General features: G+C 63.9%; 16 protein-coding genes. 14 read left to right on the top strand and 2 right to left on the bottom strand.

Going from position 1 to position 14,325, the window contains the following annotated elements:
- Window positions 1-343: 343 nt before the first annotated feature.
- Window positions 344-751, bottom strand: a complete 408-nt coding sequence (locus VIR62_RS09135) for a MerR family transcriptional regulator (RefSeq protein WP_431870593.1) — start codon at window positions 749-751, stop codon at window positions 344-346.
- Between the two features lie 70 nt (window positions 752-821).
- Here VIR62_RS09135 and VIR62_RS09130 point away from each other — a divergent pair, with 70 nt between their 5' ends.
- The 14 genes from VIR62_RS09130 (at window position 822) to VIR62_RS09065 (ending at window position 13,109) form a co-directional block, all read left to right on the top strand.
- Complete coding sequence (locus VIR62_RS09130; RefSeq protein ID WP_431870592.1) at window positions 822-1,529, top strand: class I SAM-dependent methyltransferase; 708 nt, start codon at window positions 822-824, stop codon at window positions 1,527-1,529.
- Window positions 1,526-2,173 carry a cation transporter gene (locus VIR62_RS09125; RefSeq protein WP_431870590.1) on the top strand — a complete coding sequence of 216 codons (648 nt, stop codon included), beginning with the start codon at window positions 1,526-1,528 and terminating at the stop codon, window positions 2,171-2,173. Before VIR62_RS09130 ends, VIR62_RS09125 begins: the two co-directional genes overlap by 4 nt.
- Window positions 2,157-2,771 carry an MAPEG family protein gene (locus VIR62_RS09120; RefSeq protein WP_431870588.1) on the top strand — a complete coding sequence of 205 codons (615 nt, stop codon included), beginning with the start codon at window positions 2,157-2,159 and terminating at the stop codon, window positions 2,769-2,771. The genes VIR62_RS09125 and VIR62_RS09120 overlap by 17 nt, the downstream gene beginning before the upstream one ends.
- Window positions 2,772-3,036: 265 nt before the next feature.
- On the top strand, window positions 3,037-4,989 hold the full coding sequence (locus VIR62_RS09115; RefSeq protein WP_431870586.1) for an FTR1 family protein: 1,953 nt from the start codon (window positions 3,037-3,039) through the stop codon (window positions 4,987-4,989).
- A 34-nt stretch (window positions 4,990-5,023) separates the two neighbouring features.
- Entirely contained in the window at window positions 5,024-5,377 is a 354-nt protein-coding gene (locus tag VIR62_RS09110) for a hypothetical protein (RefSeq protein WP_431870584.1), read from the top strand.
- 233 nt (window positions 5,378-5,610) lie between these two features.
- Window positions 5,611-6,321: a signal peptidase II gene (gene lspA / locus VIR62_RS09105; protein ID WP_431870583.1), complete on the top strand. Its 711-nt coding sequence runs from the start codon at window positions 5,611-5,613 to the stop codon at window positions 6,319-6,321.
- A complete protein-coding gene (locus tag VIR62_RS09100) occupies window positions 6,318-7,364 on the top strand; it encodes a cysteine synthase A (RefSeq protein ID WP_431870581.1) in 1,047 nt (348 codons plus the stop codon). The genes lspA and VIR62_RS09100 overlap by 4 nt, the downstream gene beginning before the upstream one ends.
- A 211-nt stretch (window positions 7,365-7,575) precedes the next feature.
- Window positions 7,576-8,235 (top strand): peroxiredoxin, encoded by a 660-nt coding sequence (locus VIR62_RS09095; RefSeq protein WP_431870579.1) that lies wholly within the window; start codon window positions 7,576-7,578, stop codon window positions 8,233-8,235.
- Window positions 8,236-8,463: 228 nt separating this feature from the next.
- The gene (locus tag VIR62_RS09090) at window positions 8,464-8,904 is read left to right on the top strand and encodes a DUF411 domain-containing protein (protein WP_431870577.1); all 441 of its coding nucleotides are present in this window, start codon (window positions 8,464-8,466) and stop codon (window positions 8,902-8,904) included.
- A 5-nt stretch (window positions 8,905-8,909) separates the two neighbouring features.
- Window positions 8,910-9,182, top strand: coding sequence for a hypothetical protein (locus VIR62_RS09085; protein WP_431870575.1), 273 nt, complete (start codon window positions 8,910-8,912; stop codon window positions 9,180-9,182).
- 2 nt (window positions 9,183-9,184) lie between these two features.
- Window positions 9,185-9,925, top strand: coding sequence for an MBL fold metallo-hydrolase (locus VIR62_RS09080; RefSeq protein WP_431870573.1), 741 nt, complete (start codon window positions 9,185-9,187; stop codon window positions 9,923-9,925).
- A 20-nt stretch (window positions 9,926-9,945) separates the two neighbouring features.
- Complete coding sequence (locus VIR62_RS09075; protein ID WP_431870571.1) at window positions 9,946-11,235, top strand: cytochrome P450; 1,290 nt, start codon at window positions 9,946-9,948, stop codon at window positions 11,233-11,235.
- A 17-nt stretch (window positions 11,236-11,252) separates the two neighbouring features.
- A complete protein-coding gene (lpdA, locus tag VIR62_RS09070) occupies window positions 11,253-12,662 on the top strand; it encodes a dihydrolipoyl dehydrogenase (protein ID WP_431870569.1) in 1,410 nt (469 codons plus the stop codon).
- Window positions 12,663-12,740: 78 nt separating this feature from the next.
- Window positions 12,741-13,109, top strand: coding sequence for a nitrilase-related carbon-nitrogen hydrolase (locus VIR62_RS09065; protein ID WP_431870568.1), 369 nt, complete (start codon window positions 12,741-12,743; stop codon window positions 13,107-13,109).
- 73 nt (window positions 13,110-13,182) lie between these two features.
- On the opposite strand, the gene VIR62_RS09060 is transcribed toward VIR62_RS09065, so the two are convergent.
- The gene (locus VIR62_RS09060; RefSeq protein WP_431870567.1) at window positions 13,183-13,842 is read right to left on the bottom strand and encodes an O-methyltransferase; all 660 of its coding nucleotides are present in this window, start codon (window positions 13,840-13,842) and stop codon (window positions 13,183-13,185) included.
- Window positions 13,843-14,325 lie beyond the last annotated feature (483 nt).

The raw sequence follows: 14,325 nt of genomic DNA, 5'->3' as shown, positions 1-14,325 counted from the left end.
ATTGCCAACCTCGCGATGGCAGCAAAGCGCGAGCTGTTGCGAGGTCACGGTCAGCATGCGTTCGACAAATTGCCTGAAGCGTCCGGACATCCTCTACCTCCATCATTTCGATGAACGTGGAAATATTTGAGTCGATCCAGCTCGTCAATCTATATTTCGACTAATATGGAATAGACCTTCGTCAGGCCCTGGACGTACTGAGCCTCCGATCGCTGCAGCCAAAAATTCGTGAGAGCGGCAGGTGGCCGACGCGACTGAGACTTTCTGCAATCGCGGCCGGGCAGCCGCCCTGCTTCTCGAACCACAGCCGTTTTCAACCGTCAGCTGAAGCCTACGTCAACGCTCAATGTGAGCCGACATCCGCTATCGTCTCAATCACCTGACAATCAGCCATGCGGCCGCCGTCGCAGTTCACGGCAACTTTCTCCAGTTCGTTTCGCAGCACCGCAAGGCGCGCCATTCTCGCTTCCACGTCGGCGAGGTGACGACGTGCTATCGCCGCCGCCGCACCACAATCGCGATCCGGCTGCTCCGAGAGCGAGATCAGCGACTTCAACTCCTCCGTCGAGAAGCCCAGCTCCCGCCCGTTACGAATAAATTTCAGTCGTCGCACATCGGCCTCGCCATAGGTGCGGCGGCCGGAATCGGTGCGCGCCGCCAACGGCATCAACCCTATGTCTTCATAGAAGCGGATCGTGTTGACCTTGGCGCCGGTACGCCTGGCTAGTTCTCCGATCATCAGCATCGCCATAACGCTTGATCCTCCAGTGACTGGAGGATGTAGCCGGTGCCTGCACGAGTCAAATGGCAGGAGAGGCGGAATGAACCAGATGGACTTCACGCCGGCGCTGGGCCGACCCGAAATGACCGGCGCATACGATCTCGCGATCAGGATGCTGACGCGCGAGAGGAGATGGCGCTTAGCCCTGCTCGAGCAACTCGCCCCGCGCGAAGGCGATGCGATCCTCGACGTCGGATGCGGCACCGGGACGTTCGCGTTGCTCGTAAAGAAGGCGGCGCCCGGCGCGCGCGTCGTCGGTCTGGACCCGGATCCGGCGGTGCTGGAGATCGCCGCCGCCAAAGCGCGTGGCGCCGGCGTTAAGATCGAGTGGCGGCGGGGGTTCGCGCGTGACGCGGACCGCTCGGGCGACCCCTTCACCAAGGTCGTCTCGAGCCTTGTCTTTCATCAGGTGCCGATGGAGGAGAAGAGACGCGGGATCGAAGCCATGGCCAGGACCGTCGTTCCCGGCGGGGAGGTGCATGTCGCCGACTATGCGCGCCAGCGCTCCCGACTGATGCGCACCTTGTTCGGCTTGGTGCAACGTCTTGACGGCGCCGAGAACACCGAACCCAACGCGCGCGGGGCGATAGAAGCAATCCTCGCCGACCTCGACCATGACAGTGGCCGCCCGAGCCGGATCGTCCGCACGCCGACGGGGGAGATCAGCCTGTTCCGGCTCGACGTGGCACCGGCCGTGGCGAACAGCCTTGCTCCTCCAGCGACTGGAGGTTCTACAGAGGCGTCATGAGCGAATCGAAAGAAGAGAGCGGCTGCGGCTGCCACGGCGATACCGACAGGGCTGCGGTCGATCCCGCCTACCGCCGCGCGCTCTGGATCGTCGTCATCCTCAACGTCGGCTTCGGCCTCGTAGAGCTGGTCGGCGGCTTCCTTTCTGGCAGCCAGGCGCTGAAGGCGGACTCGCTCGATTTCCTCGGGGACGGGTCCATCACCTTCGTCGGCCTGCTCGCCCTGGCTTGGGCCGAGTCCACACGCGCGAAGGTCGCACTCACCCAAGGCATCTTCCTCGCGCTGCTCGGGGCCTGGGTGCTCGGAATGGCCGCCTGGCGTGCGATGAATGCAGTTTCCCCTGAGGCGGAGCTGATGGGCGGCATCGGGATCGCGGCCTTGGCTGTCAACGTCACGGCTGCGCTCGTCCTGGCCCGCTTTCGCGAGGGCGGCGATGCGCAGGCGCGGGCTATCTGGCTGTTCTCCCGCAACGACGCGATCAACAATGTGGCGGTCATCATTGCCGCCGGTCTGGTCTATTGGCTGAACAGCGCTTGGCCCGACCTTGTCGTCGCAGCCGTGATTGCCGCGATCTTCCTCCATTCCGCTTGGGAGATCATCCGCCACGCTCGCGCCGAGCTGAAGGAGCATGCACTGCGAATCTGATGCCGGAATTCCGCCAAAAGGACGTCGCTTTGAGGAGAGCGCGATGAAAGCCCCGATTCCGAAAGATCTGGAAGCCGAGATCGCACGCGTCCGCCGTCAGGCTGCGGTGTCTTTCCTGTTTTGCGCTCCCATTCTCGGAGTGGCCGTCTGGTGGCTGCCGCGGCAGTTCGAATTTCCGGTGGAGATGGCCGAGCGGCTAGCCTTCGCAGCGCGGGCGGGCCTGCTGATCATGCTTTGGGTTATGATCGGAGTCGGAACCATTGCGAGGCTCCGGCGCAAGTCGGCCCAGGATACCGCGGGCTCCGCGTTCGGTCCGCCGAGCGAGCGGCTGAGGATTCCGCTCGCTTTCCTGCAGAACACGCTCGAGCAGGCGGTGTTGGCAGCCTTTGCCGCCATGGCACTCGCCACCGTCGACGGCGAGGCTCCGCTGTCCTTCATTGTGGCAATGGTCGTGCTGTTCGCGATCGGGCGAATCACCTTCTGGCGCGGCTACCCTCGCGGTTCACCTGGAAGAGCGTTCGGTGTCGTGACAACTGGGTTGCCAATCATGGGCGCGTTCGCCTGGGTGATCTTCGACCTGTTCGCCGGGCTCATCTGAAATGGTTGACGGCAACGCTCCTGCAATCAGGTCAGCGCGACGAGAAGAGCTGCCAGGTCGCGTAGCGAAGCTTCCCGCTGCCGATCGCTCTCACCCTACGTGCCCTCAACGTTGCGGCGGCGATGAACCTGGCGCGCTTTCGAGCGGGTGGCGACGCGCAGGCGCGCACTTGGCCCCACCTGGTGGTGGCTGCCGTGATTGCTCCCGTCTTTCACCCAGCCCGGCAGACCATCCGCGACGCCAGGCCGGAGCCTCGGCAGCGCGCATGAGCCTTTGGGCAATCATTCGACGCGCGGCGATGCTGCTGCTGGTAGTCCTCGCGGCGACAACACCCGCCCTGGCGCAGCCGGCGCCGGCGCAGACGATTTGGCGCCTGCTCGACTATATCGCCGTCGATTATGCCGGCGCCGTGTCCGAGGGGCGCATCATCAACGACGTCGAATATACCGAGATGGTCGAGTTCTCGGCGACGGTGCGGCAGCGGCTGGCTGAGCTTCCTCCCACGCCGGCTCGGGCGGCGCTGGTTCGACACGCCGAGACGCTCGAGGCGGCGATTGCCGCCAAGGCGCCCACAGAGCAGGTGGCGACTTCAGCGCGAACGCTCGGCCGGGCGCTGCTCGCCGCCTATCCTGTGCCGCTTGCGCCCGCCGGCGTCCCCGATCTGTCCCGTGGCGCCGCGCTCTATGCGGAGAATTGCGCGAGCTGCCATGGGGCTATCGGCGATGGCCGAGGGCCGGCTGCTCAGGGCATGGACCCGCCGCCGATCGATTTCACCGACCGCGCCCGCGCCCGCGAGCGCAGTCTCTTCGCGCTTTATCAGGTGATCGAGCAGGGGCTTGAAGGCACGGCGATGCCCGGCTTCTCCCACCTGCCGCCGGAGGATCGGTGGGTGCTCGCCTTCCACGTCGGGCAGTTCGCCTACCCGTCGAGCGCCGCCCAGGAAGGAGAGCGAATCTGGCAAGCTGACCCGGAGGCTCGCAGCCTCGTTCCAGACTTGGCTGCGCTCGTCCGCCTGACACCGGCCCAGCTTCAAGAAGCATTGGGTCCTGAACGAGGAGCCGCCGTCGCGGCCTATCTGAGGGCGAATCCGTCGGTTGTGGCGGACAGCGCGTCCGGTTCGCTCGCGCTCTCGAAGGAGCGCCTCGCGCAGGCCGTCGAGGCTTATGCTCGCGGCGACAGATCCAGCGCGACGGATCTTGCGCTCTCCGCCTATCTCGACGGCTTCGAACCCGTCGAACCGCTCCTCAGCGCACGCGATGCTGGGCTCATGCGGCAGATCGAATCCGCCATGGCCGAGCTGCGCGGGGCGATCGGCGGTCGAGCCCCACCCGAGGAAGTCCGCGCACGGGCAGACGAGCTCACGCGTCTGTTCGACGAGGCGGAAACCGCGCCGGCGCCCGAGGCCGGCAGCGCTGTCTCGAGTTTCCTGGGAGCATTCACGATCCTGCTGCGCGAGGGCCTCGAGGCGCTGCTTATCGTCATCGCGATGATAGCCTTCCTGCGCAAGGCGGAGCGACAGGATGTCATGGGCTACGTCCATGGCGGCTGGGTAGCCGCTCTTCTGGCCGGCATCGCCACCTGGGCTGCCGCGACCTATGTTATCAACGTGAGCGGCGCGAGCCGCGAACTGACGGAAGGCTTCGGCGCATTGTTCGCGGCGGCGGTTCTCCTCTCGGTCGGCATCTGGATGCACGGCAAGGCGCAAGCCGGCGCGTGGCAGCGCTACATCCGGGAGAAGCTCTCGAAGGCCCTCTCCAGGCGTTCGGCCTGGTTCCTGTTCGGGCTGACCTTCGTCGTGGTCTATCGCGAGGTGTTCGAGACGATCCTGTTCTACACGGCGCTATGGAGCCAAGGGCACGCCGGCGCTATAGCAGCAGGAGCCATCGCTGCTGGGGCTGTGCTTGCCGTGGCGGCGGTTGCGATGCTGCGCTACAGCAAGAAGCTGCCTATCGCGAAGTTCTTCACCTACAGCTCTGTCCTGATCGCCATTCTCGCAGTGACACTTGCCGGCAAGGGCGTGGCGGCTCTGCAGGAAGCGGGAATGATAGATATTCGACCCGTCGATGCCGTGCCCCGGATCGACATATTGGGTCTCGTCCCGACGGCCCAATCCTTGTTGGCCCAACTGGCGGTGCTCGCGGCGATCCTGTTCGGCTTCTGGTATAACAAGAGGGTGGCGGTGCGCGAGCTGGCCGCCGGCCGGGCGAGCGCAGGATAGGCGGATCGGAATGACCTCAGCTCGATCCTGCCTCATGAACCTGATGAAAATGCTCATAGGTGTTTTCATCCTGATAAGTAGTGCGGCGTCGCCTGCGGCCGAGATACGCTGCGTCGAGGCCAGCGATTCCTGGTTGCAGGTCTCGATGGTCGATCAGGAAATCGGGACCGCCGCGGCCGAGCGGGACACCAGGGACAACAATGGCTGGATGCCGGTTTCAAGCTCGACGGCGTGCGCATTCAGCTGTGCACCGCTGTTCGTAATTACTCCTCCGCCGCCGAACGTCCATGACACCTATGCTGATGCACGCCAAATCTACGCGCAAGCCGCTTACCAGCCTCTCATTTCCGCAGTCCAACAGGGTCTGAAACCGCCTCCACGAGCCTGAATCCCTGACGCATGTCGCTCCCCTGGAGCGACTCTTCATGGCCGAGTCATGGCCACGCCAATCAGGATCATCAATGTTGACCCCATCAGAATATCGCTGCCCGACGAAAGTCGGTGCGCGAGCACTCCTAAAGCTCTTTGAAGCCCCAGGCCGGTTTGCAGGCAAATCTTTGAACTATGTGCGGGTGCGCGCGGTGCTCATCACCGGCCTATGGCCTAATGATTGCCCCAAGGATGATTTCGACGCTCCCGGCCCTGTTCCTGCGCCCTGCAATCCGTCGCCTGCTGCCGACTGCTCAAGGCAGGAAGCACGTTGCTGGCGATTACAGGGCGTCGGGCGGGCTCAGTCCCTTTCGGAAGGATGATATCATGAATCGGACAGCTTCTGACGAGCCGCTGAGGGCTGAAGCCGCGGATAGGTCCATCGGACCAATGGGCCGTTACGCATGGGCGCTTGTGACAGCGGTGGCCGTTGCTGCGGATCAGGCCGGGAAGGCGGCCGCATTCGACTATGTCGCTGAGCACGGTGTTATCGACGTCACGCCGTTCCTCACCATCCGGACCGGCATGAATCCCGGCATCGCCTTCGGCCTCGCCACGCAAGCGCAGCCCGTCATGCTCGTCGCGGTTGCCGCAGCCATCTCGCTGGTCCTCCTCATATTGATCTGGCGCTCGGAAAGCCACCTTCAACGGATTGCCCTGGGCATGATCCTCGGCGGCGCGTTCGGGAACATCGTCGATCGGATCCGGCTCGGCGCGGTTCGGGATGTGATCGACCTCCACTGGAGCGGGTGGCATTGGCCGACCTTCAACCTGGCCGACGCGTTCATCACCATCGGAGTGCTGATTCTTCTTTTCGTCCCCGATCCGGCAGACCGGAACCAGCACAAGAACTCGACGCTTTCCCTAGGTGAGCAAGGATCTGGCGGGAGCAGGGCACAATGAGCATTCACCACGGCATTCTTGACGTCATCGGCAATACGCCCCTCATCAAGCTTGATCGCGTCTCAAAGCTCACGGGCTGCGAAATTCTGGGCAAGGCCGAGTTCATGAACCCGGGGCAGTCGGTGAAGGATCGCGCGGCGCTCTACATCATTCGCGAGGCGGAACGAACGGGCGAGCTCCGCCGCGGCGGTACCATTGTCGAGGGAACGGCCGGGAATACGGGCATCGGGCTCACGCTGGTCGCGAATGCCCTCGGCTACCGCACCGTGATCGTCATCCCTGAAACACAGACACCCGAAAAGAAGGACATGCTGCGGCTGGTGGGAGCGGAAGTCGTGGAAGTGCCGGCCGTGCCCTATTCGAACGAGAACAATTATGTGAAGCTGTCGGCCCGTCTTGCCCGCGAACTGGCGCAGACCGAGCCGAGCGGCGCCGTCTGGGCAAACCAGTTCGACAACATCGCCAACCGGCAAGCGCACATCGAGACGACCGGCCCAGAAATATGGCGGCAGACCGATGGGAAGGTTGATGGTTTCGTAAGCGCGGTTGGCACCGGCGGCACGCTTGCCGGTGTCAGCATGGCTCTCAAAACCCGTAATCCCAACATCGCGGTCGCGCTTGCCGATCCGATGGGAGCAGCTCTCTTCAGTTACTACACGAGCGGTGAACTGAGGTCCGAAGGGTCCTCGATCACCGAAGGGATCGGTCAGGGGCGGATAACGGCGAACCTCGAAGGCTTTGTTCCCGATTATTCCTATCAGATACCCGACGATGAGGCTGTTCCGGTCGTGTTCGATCTGCTCGAGCATGAAGGCCTGTGCGTGGGCCCTTCGACCGGCATCAACGTGGCTGGGGCAGTTCGGCTCGCAGAGGATCTCGGCCCAGGCCGGATCATCGTCACCATGCTCTGCGACTATGGCACGCGTTACCAGTCCAAGGTCTTCAACGCGGACTTTCTTCGGTCGAAGGATCTGCCTGTTCCCGCTTGGCTGGAGCACCGCAATCCTCTGGTCCGGCAAGCCTATGAGCGGTCATGGAAATGAGCACCGTCAGGAGAGCCAAATGGCTATGTCAGGTGAGGCAGGGGTCGTGGTCGATCAATTCGACCCTCTGCCGAGATGAAATGCGGCTTAAGTCAGCACATCGCAGCGCTGCGTCGGCTCGTCGACCATCGCTTGAAGCTACAGTGACTGTAGATGGCACTTGTTTCGCCGAATACGTCCCCCACCGCGCAAATTGTTAAGGAGAAGAATGATGACCTTGAAGCTTGGCGATATCGCTCCGGATTTCGAAGCTGACACCACCGGAGGTCCCCTCAACTTTCATGAGTGGCTCGGCAACAGCTGGGCCGTGCTTTTCTCACACCCCAAGGACTTCACGCCGGTCTGCACGACCGAGTTGGGGGAGTTTGCGCGCCAGAAGCCCGAGTTCGACAGGAGGAACACGAAGCTGATCGGCCTCAGCGTCGACAAGGTGGGCGATCATCACGGCTGGTCACAGGACATCAAGGATGTCAGCGGCCATGACGTGAACTTCCCCATGATCGGGGATTACGACCTCAAGGTTTCGAAGCTCTACAACATGCTGCCGGCCGAGGAGACGGAGACCGAGGGCCGCACGGCCGCCACCAACGCGACCGTCCGCACCGTCTACATCATCGGCCCGGACAAGAAGATCAAAGCGATGCTGATCTATCCGATGAGCTCGGGCCGCAACGTGGCCGAGATCCTGCGGCTGCTCGATTCGATTCAGCTGACGGCGAAGCACCCCGTGGCGACCCCTGTGAACTGGAACCCGGGCGAAGAGTGCATCATCGCCCCGTCGCTTGCCGACGAGCAGGCGAAGGAGAAGTTTCCGGGCGGCTGGAAGACAGTAAAGCCCTACCTGCGCACCGTTCCGCAGCCTCAGGATTAAACCAGGGGCAATACCGCCCCATGAGAAGATCAGGCCGGAGTGACAACGTGGACAATTTCTCCGCCGCAGCCGGGCAGCGGAGACGAGGCAGATTATGCTCGGCGAAAGGTCTCGTTGGCCGAGTGCCGCCCTGCTGCCCTCCTCCCGGCTGGAGCGCTGTTCGGCGACCGCTCGCCAGCAGAGCTTGATTGTTCGATTGATCGGGAAATCAGAGATGGAGTTGCACGGATGCTGAAGAAACTGATGAAGCTGGCGGTCGCGCCCGCTCTTCTGGTCGCGCCGGAAATGGCCGCTGCCGCAGATCGAGTCCAGGGAATCATGTACAAGAATCCCGGATGCGAATGTTGCGACGGACATGCCGATGCGCTTCGGCGGGCCGGCATCGACATTCGGGTGGTTGCCAGCGAGAACCTCGCTGCCTTGAAGGCGCGCGCCGGCGTTCCTGCCGAACTCCAGGGCTGCCATACGGTCCTGATCGGCGGCTATACGGTGGAAGGGCATGTCCCGGTCGCCGCTGTCGAGCGACTGCTCGCCCAGAAGCCCGCCGTCCGCGGAATCGCCCTTCCGGGAATGCCCGCCGGGTCCCCCGGCATGGGCGGCGTCCAGACTGCTCCGTTCAGGGTGATGAGCTTCGGCGCGCAAGGCACGCAGCTCTTCGCGGTGAAGTGATGGGCGTGGACGAAGTGATCGAAGCCGGATCCGGTGAGGACCTGCAGTATCTTCAACGGAGGGCGGAGGAGGAGCTTGAAGCGGCGCAACGTTCCACCGTGCCAGAAGTAACGGCCGCCCATTTCCAACTCGCCGAGGCATATCTCGAGCGGATCGACGCCAAGCGGGCGACCCCGGCGAGCGGAGGAGGCGCAGACGAGCCGACGGACTCGGAGCGCGGCGAACCCGTCGCGGATCGAGCACGGGAAGCCGGGCACCCCTGGAAGGGATGGAGCTGACGATGATCTTTAGGCAGCTCTTCGAGCCGGAATCCTCCACCTACACTTATCTGCTCGGCTGTCAGGAATCGGGGAAATGCGCACTCGTCGATCCGGTCCTCGAGGCTGCGGAACGCGACCTCGCGCTGGTCCATGAGCTCGGCCTGAGGCTGGAATTGACCCTGGAAACGCACATCCATGCCGACCACGTGAGTTCCGCGAGCCGGCTGAGGTCGCTCACCGGCTGCAAGGTCGCCTACCCCGCCATGGAAGGACTAGCCTGCGCCGATATCGGCATCACCGAAGAGGAGCCTGTGGTCGTGGGGAGCCTGTCACTGCGGCCGCTGTTTACCCCCGGGCACACCGACACCCATCACTGCCTCCTGCTCGAGAAAGGCGGACAGGCGCGCATCTTCACCGGCGATGCATTGCTCATCGACGGGTGCGGACGGACGGATTTCCAGAATGGGAGCGCCGAAGCTCTTTACCAGTCGATCCACGCGAAGATCTTTCCGTTGCCCGAGGACACGCTCGTCTACCCAGCGCACGACTATCAGCATCGTCACGTCTCCACGATCGCTCAGGAGCGGGAGCGCAATCCGCGCTTGGGAGGCGGCAAGACGTTGCCCGAGTTCGTCAAGATCATGGCTGAGCTCAATCTGCCATATCCCAAGAAGATAGATGTGGCGGTGCCGGCCAATCTGCAGTGCGGCGAAAGTCTTGTCCATGCCGCCGACATCGGCGGCAAAGCGCCGCAGGGCTAGGTGCTCAGCGATGCCCGAGCATGACTGACAGCGATCATGAGCGGGATGCGAAGCCTGGCGAGCGAAGGGCCGGGCTGCGCCTTCCCCGGGACGGCCGCATCGACAGCACGGCCGCCCTCCTCGCCGCGCCTTATGACTATGTCCGGGAAACCTGCGCCCGGTTCGGATCGGACCTGTTCGAGGCGCGGCTCCTGCTGCGCAGGACGACATGCATGAGAGGCCCGGAGGCGGCCGCGCTCTTCTACGACGAGTCCCGTTTCAAACGGCACGGGGCGACGCCGGAGCCGGTGCGCGCGACCCTGCTCGGCAAAGGCGGCGTCCAGGGGCTCGACGATCGAACCCATCAAAACCGCAAGGCCATGTTCATGTCGCTGATGGACACCCAGCGGATCGCCGAACTGGCGGAGCTGGTGGAGCGGGAATGGCTGCTCGACGCCGAGGCCTGGTCCATGAAGCGGGAGGTAGGTCTCTACGATGTGCTCCACCCGATGCTGATGCGTTCGGTGTGCTCGTGGGCAGACGTTCCCCTGCCGGCAAAGGATATCGGACGCCGCACGCGCGATATCGTGCCGCTCTTCGACCGCGCGGCCGCCCTCGGCGTCGGGCATCTGCGGGCACGGATCGGCCGCCTCAGGAGCGAGCGCTGGCTCGCCTCCGTCATCAAAGACGTTCGTGGAGGGCGCCTCGCACCGCCGCCGGAGACGGCTCTCGCCGTCATCGCGGCGCATCGCGACGCCGCGGGGCGCCTGCTCACGCCCCGCATCGCCGCCGTCGAGCTGCTTAATGTGCTCAGGCCTACCGTCGCGGTGTCGGTATACATCGTCTTCGTGGCACATGCGCTGCACAGCTTCCCAGCCGTCAGCCCGCGAGGCAAGGGCGATGAGTTCGCCGACCAGTTCGTGCAGGAAGTCCGCCGCTTTTATCCCTTCTTCCCCGCAGTCATGGCGAAGGCCCGGCGCAATTTCAGCTGGAAAGGCATGAGATTCCCGAAGGGGCGCCGCGTCCTGCTCGACCTCCACGCGACGAACCGTTCGAGCGCCTGGCAGGATCCCGATGTCTTCCGGCCCGATCGCTTCGAGGGTGACGATGGCGCGCCCTTCAAGCTGATCCCCCAGGGAGGCGGAGACCATTACCGCCACCACCGCTGCCCCGGCGAGTGGATCACTCTCGCTCTGATGAAGGTGGCCGTGCGCATCCTGACGGAGCGGATTAGATACGAGCTGCCGGACCAAGACCTCCGCATCGACCGCAAGCGCCTACCGGCGCTGCCGATGAGCCGTTTCATCATCAAGAACGTCGCCATGAGCTGACCCAGGAGCAGCCGACCATGTCAGATTCGTACGACCTACTCGTGATCGGCGGCGGAACGGCTGGCTACCCGGCCGCAATCCGGGCCTCTCAGCTGGGGATGCGCGTCGCCTGCATCGAACGGCAGCCGACGCTCGGCGGCACCTGCCTCAACGTCGGATGCATTCCGTCCAAGGCCCTTCTCCACTCGACCGAGCTCTTCGCCGAGGTCAGCAAGGGACTGGAGGAGCACGGCATCGGCATCGGCGGCGTCGCCCTCAACCTTTGCCAGCTGATCGGGCGCAAGGACGAGGTGGTCGCCGGCCTCACCAAAGGCGTCGAGCACCTGCTCAATAAGAACAAGATCGAATGGGTGAAGGGCAGCGCGTATTTCGAGGCGCCTGACCGGCTCGCCGTCGAGCTCATCGAAGGCGGCACCCGGACCCTGACTGCGAAAAAGGGCATCCTCGTCGCCACCGGCTCCGATGTCACGCGGCTGCCGGGCATCGAAATCGACGAACGCCGCATCATCTCCAACACGGGCGCGCTTTCCCTGGAGAAGGTGCCGGAGCATCTCGTCGTCATCGGTGCCGGCTATATCGGCCTCGAGCTGGGGTGCGTCTGGCGCCGCCTCGGCGCCAATGTTACCGTGGTCGAGTTCCTGGACGGCATCGTTCCCAGCATGGACCGAGAGATCGCCCGGCATCTCCTGAAGCTGCTCAAGCAGCAGGGGCTGGAGTTCCGCTTCAGCACCAAGGTGACCGCCGTTGAGAAGCGGGCCGACGATCTGCTCGTTTCGCTGGAGCCCGCCGAGGGCGGAGAAAGCGAAACCCTGGTTGCCGACGTGGTGCTCGTCGCGGTGGGGCGGCGGCCATATACGGAGGGGCTTGGTCTCGAGCGGGTCGGGATCACCCTGGATGAGAAAGGCCGTATTCCCGTGTCGGCGGGATTCAAGACCGCTGTCCCAGGCATTTACGCCATCGGTGACGTGATTGCCGGACCGATGCTCGCCCACAAGACGACCCTCGACGGCGTGCGCTGCGTCGAGGGCATCTCGGGGCGATACGCGGGGGTCGACTACAATACCGTGCCGGCCGTCATCTACACCTCGCCCGAGGTTGCGAGCGTCGGCAAGACGGAGGAGGAGCTCAAGGCCGCCGGTGTCGAGTACAAGGCCGGCAGCTTTCCCTTTGCCGCCAACAGCCGGGCGCGCTGCAACGGGGACACGCGCGGGCTCACGAAGCTGCTGGCGGATGCGAAGACCGATCGCCTGCTCGGTGCCCATATCATCGGCCCCGATGCCGGGACGATGATCCATGAGGCGGTGCTGGCCATGGAATATGGCGGGGCCAGCGAGGATCTGGCGCTGACCACCCACGCGCACCCGACGCTGCCCGAATCGCTGAAGGAAGCGGCCCTCGTGCTGCTCGGACAGGGGATGCACATATGACCCCGAACCAGTCCCCGCCCTACGCTCGACCGAGGATTTTCTGTCCGTCTATCGGCAGGGTTTCGTCCGGGTCGCTGCATGCCGGCCGCGCTGCCGGGCGGCAGCCCCGCCTTCAACCTAGAACAGTCGCTCGAGCTCGCCCGCGCCGGCGACGATCAGGCGGTGGCGTTGATGGTCTTCCCCGAGCTCGGCCTGTCCGGCTATTCGATCGACGACCTTCTTCTCCAGCGCGCCCTGCTCGACGATGTGGAGGCCCGGCTGCTGGAGCTGGTCGAGGCGAGCCGCGAGCTGCGCCCGTTCCTGCTGGTGGGCGCCCCGCTGCGCCGCGAAGGCCGCTTCTACAATTGCGCCGTCGCTGTTAACACGGTCGCATCCTTGGCGCGCCGAAGGCGCATCTGCCCAACTATCGAGAATTTTAAGCGCTGGTTCGCCGGTCCGCCGTCCTGAACAGGCGGTCGGGCTTCCGGTTTGAGCGCCCGCTGGGCGCGGCTGGAACTTCACAGATTGTTTAAGGCCGTGATCAGCCCGGCTCGGGCGGTGTCGCTTCTCCGATCAGCCTGACCGACAGTTCGAGCCCACCCTTGAACGGAAGGGTGACCGACGCAAAACCGTTGGCTGGGTTGCGCACCAGTTCTAGATAGTCGCGATACTCGCGACGCGCCGCGACGATATTGTCGCATACGACCATGGCGCGATCCCGCAGGTGCGGGACGAGCAGATCGAGCGCCGGGCGCGCCAAGGGAGCCCAGATGTCCATCAGCACGAGATCGATCGGTTCCCGAATATCGCGCAATGTGATGCGAAAGTCCCCCTCCCGAACCTCCGCCCACTCAGCGAGCCCCGCGTCCGCGAGGTTCAAGCGAGCCTGCTCGGCCTTGCTTGGTTCGTTCTCTGTTCCGATCACGACGCCCTGCCCGCCGGTTGTGAGGGAATTGTCCCGGACCGCGGCGGCCAGGTAGATCGTGGACAGACCGAACGAAGTGCCGACCTCGACGATTCGCATCGCTCCCGTCGCTCGCGCCAGAAGATGGCACAGTCGGCACTTCTCGGGATCGAGACCAACGAGCTTGTCTCGAAGATACCCGCGCAGGCGGGGCTCGTCCCAGTCGATCGGTCCCGTGCCCAGCCATGCCCGCAGCCGCCGTTGCAAAATGTGCAGCCTAAAGCGTGGCGATCGCATCTGACGCTCGCTAACTTCGTGGAGCTTCGAGACCAACTCCTGGATCGGCCCCGGCAGTTCCGCGATAACGTCCGGCGGGATAAGTCCGGATCTGCTCATGCGGCTAAATCCATGCTGCCTCCTTCTTTCGCGCGAGTAAGCGCTCCGCTCCAGCGAGGTCTGAGAAGCGATGCATGGTTCTGACGAGTGCACGAGACCTATCGAAGACATGTGATACTTGTTAGGTATTGGCCGCAAGGCCATTTCTAGCGGCTGATGCAAGTAGCTTTGGCGTCAACGTAATACCGATCTATGGCAGGCAGGGGCTTCGGAACTCAGCTAATTTCCTGCTTTCGACATTGGTGTCCGACGGCCCCGGAAGTTGAGAAACGCGCTTGAGCACGCGTGCTGGTCGCTGCGGCTGACGGCCGCATTTGTACCAGCCATCCAGCGCCGCCGAACAGCGAGAGGATAAGGCGCGATTTGCCTGACCGGCAAGCCAGA

Origin of the sequence: Allosphingosinicella sp., assembly GCF_036570505.1 — a bacterium.
Taxonomy (GTDB): Bacteria; Pseudomonadota; Alphaproteobacteria; order Sphingomonadales; family Sphingomonadaceae; genus Allosphingosinicella.
This window is presented reverse-complemented; position numbering and strand designations above follow the sequence as displayed.

What these genes read in the sequence shown, in the direction of transcription:
- VIR62_RS09115 (WP_431870586.1), top strand. Translation starts at nt 3,037, where the DNA reads ATGAGCCTTTGGGCAATCATTCGACGCGCGGCGATGCTGCTGCTGGTA.
- VIR62_RS09075 (WP_431870571.1), top strand. Translation starts at nt 9,946, where the DNA reads ATGACTGACAGCGATCATGAGCGGGATGCGAAGCCTGGCGAGCGAAGG.
- lspA (WP_431870583.1), top strand. Translation starts at nt 5,611, where the DNA reads ATGATTTCGACGCTCCCGGCCCTGTTCCTGCGCCCTGCAATCCGTCGC.
- VIR62_RS09120 (WP_431870588.1), top strand. Translation starts at nt 2,157, where the DNA reads ATGCACTGCGAATCTGATGCCGGAATTCCGCCAAAAGGACGTCGCTTT.
- VIR62_RS09090 (WP_431870577.1), top strand. Translation starts at nt 8,464, where the DNA reads ATGCTGAAGAAACTGATGAAGCTGGCGGTCGCGCCCGCTCTTCTGGTC.
- VIR62_RS09110 (WP_431870584.1), top strand. Translation starts at nt 5,024, where the DNA reads ATGAACCTGATGAAAATGCTCATAGGTGTTTTCATCCTGATAAGTAGT.
- VIR62_RS09125 (WP_431870590.1), top strand. Translation starts at nt 1,526, where the DNA reads ATGAGCGAATCGAAAGAAGAGAGCGGCTGCGGCTGCCACGGCGATACC.
- VIR62_RS09095 (WP_431870579.1), top strand. Translation starts at nt 7,576, where the DNA reads ATGACCTTGAAGCTTGGCGATATCGCTCCGGATTTCGAAGCTGACACC.
- VIR62_RS09080 (WP_431870573.1), top strand. Translation starts at nt 9,185, where the DNA reads ATGATCTTTAGGCAGCTCTTCGAGCCGGAATCCTCCACCTACACTTAT.
- VIR62_RS09130 (WP_431870592.1), top strand. Translation starts at nt 822, where the DNA reads ATGAACCAGATGGACTTCACGCCGGCGCTGGGCCGACCCGAAATGACC.
- VIR62_RS09135 (WP_431870593.1), bottom strand. Translation starts at nt 751, where the DNA reads ATGGCGATGCTGATGATCGGAGAACTAGCCAGGCGTACCGGCGCCAAG.
- VIR62_RS09065 (WP_431870568.1), top strand. Translation starts at nt 12,741, where the DNA reads ATGCCGGCCGCGCTGCCGGGCGGCAGCCCCGCCTTCAACCTAGAACAG.
- VIR62_RS09060 (WP_431870567.1), bottom strand. Translation starts at nt 13,842, where the DNA reads ATGCGATCGCCACGCTTTAGGCTGCACATTTTGCAACGGCGGCTGCGG.
- VIR62_RS09100 (WP_431870581.1), top strand. Translation starts at nt 6,318, where the DNA reads ATGAGCATTCACCACGGCATTCTTGACGTCATCGGCAATACGCCCCTC.
- lpdA (WP_431870569.1), top strand. Translation starts at nt 11,253, where the DNA reads ATGTCAGATTCGTACGACCTACTCGTGATCGGCGGCGGAACGGCTGGC.